The sequence below is a fragment of the Rhodococcus sp. WY5 genome (assembly GCF_018588185.1).
In the GTDB taxonomy this organism is placed as follows: domain Bacteria; phylum Actinomycetota; class Actinomycetes; order Mycobacteriales; family Mycobacteriaceae; genus Rhodococcus_F; species Rhodococcus_F qingshengii.
Window position 1 is genome coordinate 1,471,755 of record NZ_JAAMPR010000001.1, and the last position, 12,242, is coordinate 1,483,996.

General features: G+C 62.2%; 13 protein-coding genes. 8 read left to right on the forward strand and 5 right to left on the reverse strand.

What is annotated here, in order from left to right; translation table 11 throughout:
* Positions 1-43: 43 nt before the first annotated feature.
* Entirely contained in the window at positions 44-742 is a 699-nt protein-coding gene (locus G4D79_RS06720) for a TetR/AcrR family transcriptional regulator (RefSeq protein ID WP_225320187.1), read from the reverse strand.
* A gap of 219 nt (positions 743-961) precedes the next feature.
* Between G4D79_RS06720 and G4D79_RS06725 the strand changes: the two genes are divergently transcribed.
* The 3 genes from G4D79_RS06725 to G4D79_RS06735 are packed head-to-tail and all read left to right on the forward strand — an operon-like array spanning position 962 to position 4,463.
* Positions 962-2,332 (forward strand): MFS transporter, encoded by a 1,371-nt coding sequence (locus tag G4D79_RS06725; RefSeq protein ID WP_007735697.1) that lies wholly within the window; start codon positions 962-964, stop codon positions 2,330-2,332.
* Between the two features lie 14 nt (positions 2,333-2,346).
* On the forward strand, positions 2,347-2,811 hold the full coding sequence (locus tag G4D79_RS06730) for a MaoC/PaaZ C-terminal domain-containing protein (RefSeq protein WP_083056207.1): 465 nt from the start codon (positions 2,347-2,349) through the stop codon (positions 2,809-2,811).
* Between the two features lie 14 nt (positions 2,812-2,825).
* Entirely contained in the window at positions 2,826-4,463 is a 1,638-nt protein-coding gene (locus G4D79_RS06735; protein WP_099697222.1) for an AMP-binding protein, read from the forward strand.
* Positions 4,464-4,470: 7 nt separating this feature from the next.
* Here G4D79_RS06735 and G4D79_RS06740 read toward each other — a convergent pair whose 3' ends face one another.
* The 3 genes from G4D79_RS06740 to G4D79_RS06750 form a co-directional block, all read right to left on the reverse strand.
* Positions 4,471-4,833, reverse strand: coding sequence for a hypothetical protein (locus G4D79_RS06740; protein ID WP_235867764.1), 363 nt, complete (start codon positions 4,831-4,833; stop codon positions 4,471-4,473).
* Positions 4,834-4,921: 88 nt separating this feature from the next.
* Entirely contained in the window at positions 4,922-5,359 is a 438-nt protein-coding gene (locus G4D79_RS06745) for a hypothetical protein (RefSeq protein WP_007735701.1), read from the reverse strand.
* Complete coding sequence (locus tag G4D79_RS06750; RefSeq protein WP_099697221.1) at positions 5,356-6,081, reverse strand: TetR/AcrR family transcriptional regulator; 726 nt, start codon at positions 6,079-6,081, stop codon at positions 5,356-5,358. The genes G4D79_RS06745 and G4D79_RS06750 overlap by 4 nt, the downstream gene beginning before the upstream one ends.
* A 100-nt stretch (positions 6,082-6,181) precedes the next feature.
* Here G4D79_RS06750 and G4D79_RS06755 point away from each other — a divergent pair, with 100 nt between their 5' ends.
* The gene (locus G4D79_RS06755) at positions 6,182-6,559 is read left to right on the forward strand and encodes a glyoxalase/bleomycin resistance/extradiol dioxygenase family protein (protein ID WP_099697220.1); all 378 of its coding nucleotides are present in this window, start codon (positions 6,182-6,184) and stop codon (positions 6,557-6,559) included.
* On the opposite strand, the gene G4D79_RS06760 is transcribed toward G4D79_RS06755, so the two are convergent.
* Positions 6,547-8,163, reverse strand: coding sequence for an AraC family transcriptional regulator (locus tag G4D79_RS06760; RefSeq protein ID WP_099697219.1), 1,617 nt, complete (start codon positions 8,161-8,163; stop codon positions 6,547-6,549). The genes G4D79_RS06755 and G4D79_RS06760 overlap by 13 nt on opposite strands.
* 105 nt (positions 8,164-8,268) lie before the next feature.
* On the opposite strand from G4D79_RS06760, the gene fepB reads away from it, so the two are divergent.
* The 4 genes from fepB to G4D79_RS06780 are packed head-to-tail and all read left to right on the forward strand — an operon-like array spanning position 8,269 to position 12,235.
* On the forward strand, positions 8,269-9,282 hold the full coding sequence (gene fepB, locus G4D79_RS06765) for a Fe2+-enterobactin ABC transporter substrate-binding protein (protein WP_099697218.1): 1,014 nt from the start codon (positions 8,269-8,271) through the stop codon (positions 9,280-9,282).
* Positions 9,275-10,333, forward strand: a complete 1,059-nt coding sequence (locus G4D79_RS06770) for an iron ABC transporter permease (RefSeq protein WP_099697217.1) — start codon at positions 9,275-9,277, stop codon at positions 10,331-10,333. Before fepB ends, G4D79_RS06770 begins: the two co-directional genes overlap by 8 nt.
* Positions 10,330-11,385, forward strand: a complete 1,056-nt coding sequence (locus tag G4D79_RS06775) for an iron chelate uptake ABC transporter family permease subunit (protein WP_081377510.1) — start codon at positions 10,330-10,332, stop codon at positions 11,383-11,385. The genes G4D79_RS06770 and G4D79_RS06775 overlap by 4 nt, the downstream gene beginning before the upstream one ends.
* A gap of 25 nt (positions 11,386-11,410) precedes the next feature.
* Entirely contained in the window at positions 11,411-12,235 is an 825-nt protein-coding gene (locus G4D79_RS06780; RefSeq protein WP_099697216.1) for an ABC transporter ATP-binding protein, read from the forward strand.
* Positions 12,236-12,242: the final 7 nt, after the last annotated feature.

Genomic DNA, 12,242 nt, shown 5'->3' on the forward strand with positions numbered 1-12,242 from the left:
TGCATGTTCAGTTCGTACCAGAGCCGGGAGTTTCGAGGGGCGGTTAAAGCTCGGACTGTCGCGCGAATTCGCTCTGTGCAGTGGTTCCCCAGATCTCGGAGGACTGAGTCTCGGGCTCGCTGTCCAGCTTTCGGACGTCGTGAATGAACTCCACACCGTGCAGTTCGTCGGACGGAACCGACAGAAGCTTGCACGTGGTGCTGACGAAGAATCGCTGGACATCTTCCAACTCGAGACGCCCACCGGGCCGGTACCAATGCGCGACCCCGGTACACATCTCGAGTATCGCGAGTCGGCTCAATGCCAGATCTTCGATGTCGAAGGCGCCCACGCGTTGTCCGCGTTCGAGGATCTGTCCGAAAAGTTGCTCGTACTCGTCGCGCAGGGTCTGCAACTCGATGCGGTTGTCTCCGGTCAACCCGCGCATCTCGTACTCGGCGACGCGGGCAGTCAGTTGGTTGACGGCGGTAATGCCGACGTGTGACGACACCAGGCCGGCGAGCTGGACTACGGGATCGGCGCTTCGGCGCATTGCCCGCTCTCCCGACTGCGTCAGCTCGTCGAGGCAGGACCGAATGATCGAGGCCAACAGTGACTCTTTGCTGCCGACGTAGTGGTAGAGCGTTGCCGAGTTGATGCCGGCTTCGGCTCCGAGCTCACGAATGCCGGTGGCGGCGAATCCTTTCGTCGCGAACAGCGTGACTGCCGCCCGTTGAACGCGCCCCAGGTCCATGATCCTCATTTCGGTTGGTTGCCCAATCATGCTAGCATCGCCGCCGAAATCGACCGGCTGTCAATCAGTCGATTGATAGCTGTTTGTGTACTGGCAAATTGCATCTCAACTAATCAATCGATCGATTGAAATACGCTTGACTGTGCCCTGGGTCACTGCATAGTCTCCTTGTCGAGCCTCCCTCTCGGTGCGAGAGCTAACAGGGCACTCCATACAAGGAGCAATGACATGAACGACGCGAATCCCCCATCTCCCGCAACTGTCGACAGGCCTGCCCTGCGGCGTGTGGCCGGATCGGTTCTGGTCGGCACCACGATCGAGTGGTACGACTTTCAGATCTACGGCGCCTCCGCCGCGTTGGTCTTTGCGCCGCTGTTCTTTTCGGGCGCAGACCCCGCGCTGGCGACAATTCTTTCCTTCGCCACCTTCGCTGTCGGCTTCCTGGCGCGGCCACTCGGCGGTGTTGTGATGGGCCACTTCGGCGACCGCATCGGACGCAAGAAGGTCTTGGTGCTCGCACTTCTCTTGATGGGAGCAGCGACGTTCCTGGTCGGCGTCCTTCCGACCTCCGCCCAGATCGGTGTGTGGGCCCCGATTCTTCTCGTATTGCTGAGACTGATTCAGGGCTTCGGCGTCGGGGGTGAGTGGGGCGGTGCAGTTCTGACTGCTGTGGAATACGCACCCAAGAACCGCCGCGGTTTCTACGGCAGTATGCCGCAGGTCGGTGTGCCTGCTGGCCTTCTGCTGGCAACGGCCGTCATGTTCGGCACCAAGGCGCTCACCGGGGACCAATTCCTGGTGTGGGGGTGGAGAATTCCCTTCCTGCTGAGTATCGCGTTGGTCGCCGTCGGGCTTTACATTCGCACCGCGTTGGAAGAGACTCCCGCATTCGCTCGCGTGAAGCAGCAGAACACTGCGGTCAAGATTCCGATGGTCGACGCGTTCAAGAACTACCCTCGTCAAATCATTCTTGCCGCAGGTTCGATGATCAGCACGGGCGCTTACTTCTACATCCTCAACACCTACAGCCTGACCTACGCCGATCAGTTCGATCTGCTGTCCGGAAACCTCATGCTCGGAGCGGTCATGGTGTCCGCGCTCGTTGCAGTCATCTTCATTCCGATCTTCGGTCAACTGTCCGAAAAATTCGGCCGACGCCGGATATTGATGGTCGGCATCACCGGCATGGGAGTGTGGGTCTTCGTTGCATTCGCCGCGATAGATACCGGCAACTTCTGGATCACCACCGGCGCATTGGCAGTCGGCGCATTCATGCTCAGCATCTCGTACGGGCCGCAGGCGACGTTCATCGCGGAACTGTTCGACGCACGGGTGCGGTACAGCGCAGCGTCCATCGCTTTTCAGATCGGGGTGCTCTTGGGTGGTGCAATCGCGCCGATGGTTGCCGCCATGTTGGTTCGCGCAACCGGTGGATCGCTTGCGGTCGCTGTGTATATCGCTGCCCTGTCTGTTATTTCGCTGATCAGCGTCTACTTCGTCCGTGACACCGACCTCGACGAAGGAAGTCGCGACATGTACATCGATGACAACGGGGCGTATCTGCCGCCGGTCGATCAACGCTCCACGGTTGTCAACTAATAGAGGAAACTTCAATGATCACAAAGAGTTTCGAAGAGATCTCTGTCGGAGACATTGCGGTGACGGACCCGCGGGTCGTCACCGAAGACTATGTGCGAAATTTCGCCGACCTCACCTGGGACCGCCATCCTCTTCACCTCGACCCCGACTACGCGCAGCAGACGCGCTTCGGTCGCCAGATCGCCCATGGTGCTCTCATGTTGTCCACCTTGCTCGGCCTGGTGGAGTTGGACCCCCGTTACCTGCAGTGCTTCTACGGGCTCGATCAGGTCAGATTCCACCGGCCGACTTACCTCGGCGACTCGGTGCATGCGGTGTCGGAAGTGCTGTCGGTGCGCCCTCGCTCGGACGGTGAGACCGCGATCGTGACGTCGAAAGGCTCACTCGTCAACCAAGACGGAGACCTTGTCTTCTCCGGCGAATTCTCATTCCTGGTAGGCGAGACCCATTCCCTCGAAATCGAAGTGGGTGCTCGGTGAGTTCTCGGCGGCATATGTCATGGTGGCAGGACCTCGAAGCAGAACACTTCGAATGGGCTGTGCCAGAGCAATTCAACATTGCGCACGCATGTGTCGATGAACAGAATCCCGATGATCTGGCCCTCGTCGTAGACACCGGTGGGCACTGGGCGCGGTACACATTCGGTGAAGTCGCCACGATGAGCCGAAAGTTCGCGACCGTGCTCGCAGATCTCGGCCTCGTCTCAGGCGACCGCGTCGGTGTGATGGTCCCACAGGGAATCGAGGTTCTGGCGACACATCTGGGCGCCTTCCGATCCGGAATAGTTACCGTTCCGCTCTCGGTCAAGTTCGGGTCCGACGCATTGGTGCATCGAATGCGTGACTCCGGTGCGAAAGTTCTTGTGGTCGAGAAGGACTGCTATGAAAGAGTTGCCGACGGAATCGGTGACATCCCTGGCCTCGAAGCCGTAATCGTGGTCGGAAGGCTCGATCAGCTCTCCGATTCGACGCCCGTGCAAATCCTCGATTTCCACAGCCTCGTCGACGATGCCGCAGAATGTAGTGAACTGGTAGCCACGGGCCCCGATTCACATGCCATCATCATCTACACCTCAGGGACGACCGGGAATCCGAAAGGCGCGCTCCACGGGCACCGAATTCTCCTGGCGCACATGCCCGGTATGCGGACGGCGTTCGACAATGCTCCGCAGCTGGGAGACGTCTTCTGGACGCCGGCAGACTGGGCCTGGATCGGTGGTTTGTTCGACGTACTGTTCCCCGCACTTGCGTTGGGGTGCCCCGTAGTTGCGACGCCCGACAAATTCACGCCTTCGCGTGCGGTCGAGATTCTGAGCCGTCACAAGGTGACGGGCGCCTTCATTCCGCCCACTGCCCTCAAGCAGATGCGAAGCATCGGCGTCGACAAGACTGCTGCGCGTGGTATTCAGCTGCGGGCATTGGGAACCGGTGGTGAGGCACTCGGTGACGCCCTGCAAGCCTGGGTTGTGAGCACGCTCGGTGTAGATGTCAACGAGTTCTACGGGCAGACGGAAATGAATCTGACCATCGGGACTTCGCGTTCGAAATGGAACCCCGCCAGCGGTTCGATGGGTCGGGCCTTTCCGGGCTTCGAAATCGCCCTACTCGATCCGCTCGGCGAGCCGGTCGAGATTGGTGAGGTAGGCGAGATCTGTGTGAAGGCAGGCAACCCCGGACAGTTCCTCGGCTATTGGAACCAGCCGTCGAAGACCGATGAAAAGGTGTACGACGGTTGGATTCACACCGGTGATCTGGGGCGGACTGATGACGCCGGGAACTTCTGGTACCAGGGACGTGCCGATGACGTCATTTCGTCCGCGGGGTACCGAATCGGCCCCGGAGAGATCGAAGAGTGCCTGCTCTCGCACGACGAGGTAGCCATGGCAGGTGTCATCGGTGTTCCGGATCCGTTGCGCGGCGAAGCGGTTCACGCTTTTGTCGTACTGTCCGAGGGGTCGAACTCCTCGGAGGAGCTCCGTCAGGAGTTGCAGACCCACGTGAAAAGTCGCCTTGCTTTCTACCAGTACCCGAGGGAGATCACGTTCATCGACAGCTTGCCGCTCACCACTACCGGCAAGATCCTCCGACGTGAACTCCGAGCGCTGGCCACCTCCGCGAACGGACTCGGCTAGCAGAGGGCTACATGTTGGGTAGGACCACGACGAAGAACCAGCCGCTCAGTGCCAGACCGATGAATCCGGTGAAGAGGCCGACTATTGCATCCCATGGCAGCTGGCGGGCATTCGAGAGCAGATGCCCGCCAGACTTCTTCGGGTGACGTCGGAGCGCGAAGATTCCTGTTGTGATCGCGCCGACGCTCAGCAGGATGCCGAAGCCGAAAGCCCAGAACAGGAGTACCGACAGCGCGCCGAGCATCTCAGACCGCTCACTCCAGCGTGCGATGCGCTGTGTTTCGGTGGGCGGAGGCCACTTGTGTGAAGGCGACAGAGCTGCTCCGAAACGGCGGGTGTGGTGACGAATTGACTGGTCGCTGAGAAACATTGTCCACCACGCCTGGAGTTGAGTCGATGTGCCGCTGGTATGTACTCGTCTACCCCGTCTTCGCGGATGTATTCCGCTGATTTCGAGGCTAGGTGGTTGCCGCTTCTTCCCAGGAGTTTCCATTCCACACGATGGAGATGGGGTATTCGTTGTTGACCCCGTTTTCCCAGTAGTCGATGACGCCGTGGCGCTCCGATTCGAGTTCGATCCAGCCGATGCTGAATCCCCCTCGAAGTACGCGTTGAGCCCGGCGGTCGATCTTGTCCAGGGAACTGCAGAGTCCTCGCACGCGGGAGTCGATCCAGCCCGCAGAGGCATCAAGAACGGTGATCTCGACGATGCTCGCGTCGCTCAGCGGAATCTCGATGAGAAGCTCGCCGGAATCTCGTACCTCTCGAGTCGATCGATTCTCGTAGGCGTGCAACAGCTCTCGCGGTTCGAACACCGAAGGGTCGCCGTCGGACCGTCGAGACCAACCGAAACGCTGCACGGACACATTGTCTCCCACGAATTGCAGGAATGTCATTCGATGTGAATGAGGCCGTCCAGGGCGTCCAGTACCCGGTCCAGCCCGAACTCCCACGCCGCCTCGGGACTGTACGGGGAGTTCTTGGCCTCGCCGGCCGCCCCTCCGACTCGCTGCGCCAGCGGGAAGTCGTCGCCGAGATAAGCAGCCAGACGCTGGTTCCAGGACGACCACACCTCGGCCATGTCGGCTGCTCGGGGGTCAGGGCGCCGCGCTTGCGCCGAGGACCGGGCGAAGTCGGCGACAAATGTCAGGGCGGAGTCCCGGTCGACGTCGGTCAGTCCCGTGCCGTCGAAGGCGTGAAGTTCGTGGTCGTACTTCGCGATAGTTCCCGGACCCAACGCGGAGCGCTGATCGGAGATGTCCAGGAGCCACCAATGCTCCGTATAGAGGGCAAGTTCTTCCTCGGCGACCCGACGCACACGTTGGCGCCAGGTCATGTTCCCGTACGGCAGGAGTGGGCTGTGTCCGTGTACTGCGTCGACCATGAGCACCAGCAGATCGTCGCGGGATCCGACGTGGGTGTACACCGCCATGCCCGAGATTCCGAGTTCGGCGGCCAATCGGCGGACCGTCACGGCGTCGAGGCCGTCGGTATTCGCGACGGAGATCGCGACGTCGACCGCCTGTGAGGTGGTGACCTTCGCTCGCGGGCCGCGGGTGCCACCCTTCGGCGCGAGGGGGTGATCGCGCCAGAGCAGGTCGATCAGTTCGCGGGCCATCAGTCGTCTCCAGAAATCGGGAATACCTCAACGGTGGTATACCTTATACGGTGCATACCGTATGCACTGCATAAGGTTTATCGATCATGGGAGGCCCACGATGAAAATCACCAGCACTGCTCTGTCCTTGAACGTCGCCGACACCGACGCATCGGCAGACTTCGCGACAACCCATTTCGGTTTCACCGAGGCCATGGCCGATGACGGCTTCGTTTCCCTGAATCATCCGGATGCCGGGGTCAACGTGGTCTTCCTGCGCACCGGGCTCGGGACGTTCAAGCCCGACTTCGTCGCAGGTCCGGCCGGTCAAGGCTTGCTCATTGCATTCGTGGTCGACGATGTCGACGCCGAGTTCGCCCGCATCGCTGCTGAAGGTGCCTCCGTCGTCACCGAACCGGAGACGGAACCGTGGGGTGAGCGTTACTGCCAGTTCGTCGACGCCAACGGAATCGTGTGGCAACTCGTTCAGTGGGTGTGAAGAACCCGAGCGCTCGGCTCCGCGGCGCGCGGCACAGAACGTAACCAGAGGGCGCGTTCGACGGACTGGGCTTGGAAGCGCTGCGGCGAGATCCCGTGCGCAGTGCGAAACGCTCGGCTGAATGCGGGCAGGTGCGCGTAACCCAGGTTCCTCGACACCGTGCCGGGTGCAACCCCGAGTTGGAGTTGGGTGCGTGCCTGGGTCATCCGTGAAAGCGATCGCCACTGCGGATACGTGGTGCCGGTTTCGATACGGAACTCCCGGCGCAGCCTGGCCGCGTCAGTACCGAACTCTTGCGCCCACTCGTCCAGAGTGCGAGGGTCGGCCGGCCGGGCTGCGATCGTCGCTGCCAGTCGTGTGGCAATCGAATCGGCGGGCGAGGGGTTCGAAACCGGTTGTGCAAGAGGGCCGGTGGCGATGATGTCGAATGCTGCGGAACTGTCGTGGCCGTGCGGGCGCAAGGGCGTGTATGCGGCGACGAAAGTGTGCAGCAATGCCAACTCGTCAGCGGGGGAGAACTGCACGGTCTCGAGGGCGTCGGCAGATACGGTCGACCCGTTCGAGGAACGGAAGCCGAGCGGCAGAAGCAGTGAACCAGTCGGAACCGTGACGGTATTGAGGACGCCTGCAGGAAGAATCATGGCCTCTCCGGTGCGCAGTTCCCAACTGCGGTCCGCGACGTCCACCCGGGCTTGGCCTCGGTAGACCCACACGGCGACGTGGGCGCCGTTGACGCGCGGCCACGTCGCATTGGCCGGTATCGGCGGCGCTGTTTCCCCGGGCTGCCTGGTCTCTGCGAGCATGCGGACCAATGCTTGATCGTTGTCGGTGTCCACGCTGCGATCGGTTGGACCGGAGAGGGCCCGGCGGCGATAGTCGCTCGGGCTCTCTCCCATCTGGGACCGGAACGCACGCGTGAATCCGCTGCCCGTTTCGAAGCCGACTTCGTTTGCAATCCAACCGATCTCGCGGTCCTGCTTCAGGTACTCCAACGACGCGGCGATCCGAGCTCGAAGCCGCCAGCGCGTGAAGGTGAGGCCGGTTTCTTCCACGAAGTACCGCTGGAGCGTTCGAATGCTGATCCCGGCACGCTTCGCGAATTGTGCCTCGGTGTCGTCGGTGCCAGGTGTTCGCAACAGGGCGTGCGCGATCTCGAACGCTTCCCGTGATTGCGGCAATTGCGGCAGCGAGGTGGCCCCGTCGTCGGCCCGGGTAATCATTTCGAACAAGGACGACGGGTGTGCAGCGTCGCCGCGCAGATAGCCCAGGTTGTGAACGAACTCGTGGATCAGTCTGTCTTCCCATCCGGGCGGAACGCGCAGACGCGTCACGGTAGCCGGCCCGGCGCTGACGCCGTTCGAGGGCGGAAGCAGGATGGGAAACGCGACGGAATCCGAGTCCGTCTCCATCGAATATCGCACGCCCGCAGGGATCCACAGCAACTCGCCCGCCGGCACCTCGTAGACGGTCGATCCGGTCCTGACGCGTCCACTACCTGCGAGAACCCAGAACAACAGCGGTGAGCGGCCGATGCTTGGCTCGGTGCGGCAGGCGCGGATCGACCCCAAGTCGATTGCGTCCGACCTTCCCGATAGTGGTAACACGTTGGCGCTCCTGGACAACCTATGCGACTTAAGTATGGCTAACTTTACCTCTGCCGACTGCGTTCGCAGCGGCGCACTCTCGTATCTTCAGAAAGCCACATACTCATGCGCAGATCTCTACGCCCGACGGCGGCAGTACTCGCCGCGGTCGTCGCCCTCGCTCTTGCCGGTTGCTCGAATTCGTCAGGTAGTGACACCGGAACCGAGGGCACCCAGGAAACCTCCGGGGCCACCGAGGGCTGGCCGCGCACCGTCGATCACGGCGGCCGTAGTACCGAGATCACTGCAAAGCCGACTCGGATCGTGTCCACCTCGCCGTCGTTGACCGGCACGCTGCTTGCGATCGGAGCGCCGGTGGTCGCGAGTGCGGCGACAACGCCGTCGGGAATGACCGATGACCAGGGGTTTTTCTCCCAGTGGTCGGGCGTGGCGGCTGATCGTGGCGTCGCGGTGCTCTACCGAAATCTCGAGCTGGACCTCGACGCGATCGAGACCTTCGAGCCCGATCTGATCATCGGCTCCGCCAACGGCGGCGACTCGACGCTCGATGCCTACTCGCAGCTGAGCGACATCGCACCCACTGTTCTTCTCGACTACGGCGCCAGCTCCTGGGAGGAGCTCGCTGATCAGCTCGGGACTGTCACCGGACTCGAGAGCGAGGCCGCCAAAACCGTCGACGAATACGACAGCTGGGTCACCACCCAAGCCGCGAAGATCAAACTTCCCGAGCAGCCGGTGACGGCACTGGTCTACATGCGTGCCGACGGTGTCTGGACGTTCCGAGCCGACAGCCCGCAGGGCAATCTGCTGGCCTCGCTCGGCTTCACCTATGCCGAGCCCGCTGAGCAGTTTGTCGCTCCGGACAAGCGGGGTGCCTCCGGCGTCGCGATCGTCAGCTCCGAAAACATGTCTGCCGCACTAGACGGGGCGCAGACGCTGTTTGCCGTCTCGATGGGGCCCAAGGACGTGGAGAAGCAACTCGCGGCCGACCCGCTCCTTGCGAATCAACCTGCGGTCAAGGGTGATCGGGTATACGCGATGGGAACGGCAGCTTTCCGTCTCGATTACTTCAGTGCAAAGCAGACGGTCGAGTCGCTGGTGTCCACGTTCGGTGGATGACCGCGTGGGCGTTTCTGCGCAGTCCCGGACCGAAGCGCCACCGCGGTCCGGGACGGCCGCGCGTGCGGGGTTGTTGGTCCTCGTCTCCATCGTTGTAATCGTGCTGGCATCCGTCGGCGGACTCGTCATCGGCTCACGCAACATCCCCGTCTCCACTGTCCTCGATGCAGTTCTTTCCTACGACGCCGGTAACAACGAGCACCTGATTGTGATCGAATCACGTTTGCCTCGAACAATTCTCGGGCTTGTGGTCGGGGCCGCGCTCGGACTGGCCGGCGCGCTGATGCAGTCGATCACCCGCAACCCTCTGGCCGATCCGGGACTACTCGGTGTGAACGCCGGAGCATCAGCAGCAGTCGTGATTGCGATTGCCTATCTGGGGGTGACTTCGGTCGGCGGCTATCTGTGGTTCGCGCTTGCCGGCGCGGCCGTTGCCTCGGTAGGTGTGTACATGTTGGGGTCGGCGCATCGCAGCGCCGCGACCCCAGCGCGCATGGCGCTTGCCGGTGCCGCTGTTGCGACGGCGATCACGGCTCTCACCAGCATGGTTCTCATCAGTAACGAGGCCGCATTCAATCAGTTCCGATTTTGGGCAGTGGGTTCGTTGCAAGGCCGCGGCGGAGACGTGATCGTCACTGTTCTGCCCTTCGTCATCGTCGGTATCATGTTGTCGTTGTTGCTGATTCGTCCACTCAACGCAATCGCGCTCGGCGAGGATGTCGCCAAAGGGCTCGGTGCCAGCACCGGACCCGCACGGGTCGGATCCGCTGTCGCAGTCATCCTGCTGGCAGGGGCCGCCACTGCGGCGGCTGGACCGCTCGGATTCGTGGGCCTGGCTGCGCCGCACATCGTGCGCAGCGTCGTCGGACCGGATCTGCGATTTCTTCTGCCGTGCGTGCTCGTTGTCGCCCCGGCATTTCTGCTCTTGGCCGACGTTCTCGGTCGCGTTGCCACCGCGCCGGGAGATCTGCAGACGGGGATCGCCGTGGCGGTGCTCGGTGGACCCTTGTTTGTTGCGCTCGTTCGCTCGCGTCGGGTGGCGTCGCTGTGAACGCGATTGCAGCGCAGCCGGTTCCACCGCTGTTCCGCGGTTGCGTGGTTCGAATCGGGCCGTACTCGTGGCGGATAGTTCCGCGAGTGCTGTTCGTAGCCGTGACGATCAGTGCGGCATTGGCGGCGCTCTCGTTTGCCACGCTGATGTATGGAACCCTGGATCTGTCCTTGGGCGAAGTATGGCGTGCCCTGCACGGCGAAGGCGCCCCAGCGGCGGTTCGGTCCGTCCAGAATCGCAGGCTGCCGCGGCTGATCACGGCGATCGGCGTGGGCGGAAGCCTCGGTGTGGCCGGCGCGGTTTTCCAGACGCTTTCGCGCAATGTTCTCGGATCGCCGGACATCATCGGTTTCACCACCGGCGCTGCGACTGCAGCCGTGGTTCAGATCGTCTTCTTCGGAGGCGGGGTACTGCAGACCGCGGGCGCCGCTGTTCTCGGCGGCATGCTGACGGCGCTTCTGGTGTATGCGCTGGCACGCAAAGACGGAGTCAGCGGCGGTCTTCGACTTGTCCTGGTCGGTATCGGTGTGGGCGCGATGCTGAGCGCCGTGATGTCGTTCCTGGTGGTGCGTGCGGATATCGACGACGCCACCGTTGTGCAGCAGTGGACGGCCGGCTCGCTGACCGGGCGCGGTTGGCCACACGCGGTCAGTGTTGCGATCGCCGTCGGTGTTCTCGTTCCTGCTCTCGTCGTGGTGTCCCGGCGCGTCACCATGATGGAGATGGGCGACGACGCAGCGTCCTCGCTCGGGATCTCCGTGGAGCGATACCGATTTGCCGGCATTCTGCTTGCGGTCGCGCTCACCGGCGCGGCGACCGCGGCCACCGGCCCCATCGCATTTGTGGCGCTCGCCGCTCCCCAGATCGCACGACGGTTGGCACGGCGCAGCGGTGTTCTTGTCGCGACTTCCTTCCTCCTCGGCGCAGTTCTGCTGGCGGGCGCCGACTTGATCGCGCAAGCGGTCGAGGTCGGTCTCCGCACTCCGGTCGGTCTTGTCACCAGTCTGCTCGGTGGTGCCTATCTGATCTGGCTGCTCGCTCGTCAGGCCTGAAAAAAACTCGCTACGAAAGAGATTCATGACTACTGCCACCCCAACATCGCGGCTGCGCGCCGAGAAGATCGAACTACGGTACGCCGATCGAACCATCGTGGACGAGTTGAGTCTCGAGATCCCCGATGGAGGGTTCACCGTCGTCGTCGGACCGAACGGGTGCGGCAAGTCGACATTGTTGCGTGCGCTCGGCAGAATGCTGACACCTCGATCGGGTCGTGTTGTGCTCGACGGTAACGATATTCGGTCCTATCGAACCAAAGAAGTCGCCCGGCGAATCGCCCTGTTGCCACAGTCCCCGCTCTCGCCTGGAGCGATCAGTGTCGCAGACCTCGTATCCCGCGGCCGATATCCGTATCAGAGCATGCTGCGCCAGTGGTCACCCGAAGACGAGCATGTTGTCTCCGAGTCCCTGAATGAAGTCGGAATGCGATATGCAGCAGACCAATTGGTGGACGAGCTGAGTGGGGGACAACGTCAGCGGGTATGGATCGCCATGACGCTTGCGCAGCGCACCCCGGTGTTGTTGCTCGACGAACCGACCACCTTTCTCGACATCGCCCACCAGATCGAGGTTCTCGACCTCTGTTCCCAACTCCACCAGTCCGGTCGAACATTGGTCGCGGTCCTGCACGACCTGAACCTCGCGGCCAGATATGCCACGCACGTAGTTGCCATGCGGTCCGGAAAAATTGTCATGCAGGGCAGTGCCTCGGACGTCTTCACCCCTGAGCTACTGCACGAAGTCTTCGACCTCGAGGCGCTGGTTCTCGAAGACCCGGAAACCGGACGGCCACTTGTTGTTCCGCGTGATCGAAGACCTGTCAGTCAGCTACCCGTCCACAACTGAACCACCG

What these genes read in the sequence shown, in the direction of transcription:
- G4D79_RS06720 (WP_225320187.1), bottom strand. Translation starts at nt 742, where the DNA reads ATGAGGATCATGGACCTGGGGCGCGTTCAACGGGCGGCAGTCACGCTG.
- G4D79_RS06725 (WP_007735697.1), top strand. Translation starts at nt 962, where the DNA reads ATGAACGACGCGAATCCCCCATCTCCCGCAACTGTCGACAGGCCTGCC.
- G4D79_RS06730 (WP_083056207.1), top strand. Translation starts at nt 2,347, where the DNA reads ATGATCACAAAGAGTTTCGAAGAGATCTCTGTCGGAGACATTGCGGTG.
- G4D79_RS06735 (WP_099697222.1), top strand. Translation starts at nt 2,826, where the DNA reads ATGTCATGGTGGCAGGACCTCGAAGCAGAACACTTCGAATGGGCTGTG.
- G4D79_RS06740 (WP_235867764.1), bottom strand. Translation starts at nt 4,833, where the DNA reads ATGTTTCTCAGCGACCAGTCAATTCGTCACCACACCCGCCGTTTCGGA.
- G4D79_RS06745 (WP_007735701.1), bottom strand. Translation starts at nt 5,359, where the DNA reads ATGACATTCCTGCAATTCGTGGGAGACAATGTGTCCGTGCAGCGTTTC.
- G4D79_RS06750 (WP_099697221.1), bottom strand. Translation starts at nt 6,081, where the DNA reads ATGGCCCGCGAACTGATCGACCTGCTCTGGCGCGATCACCCCCTCGCG.
- G4D79_RS06755 (WP_099697220.1), top strand. Translation starts at nt 6,182, where the DNA reads ATGAAAATCACCAGCACTGCTCTGTCCTTGAACGTCGCCGACACCGAC.
- fepB (WP_099697218.1), top strand. Translation starts at nt 8,269, where the DNA reads ATGCGCAGATCTCTACGCCCGACGGCGGCAGTACTCGCCGCGGTCGTC.
- G4D79_RS06780 (WP_099697216.1), top strand. Translation starts at nt 11,411, where the DNA reads ATGACTACTGCCACCCCAACATCGCGGCTGCGCGCCGAGAAGATCGAA.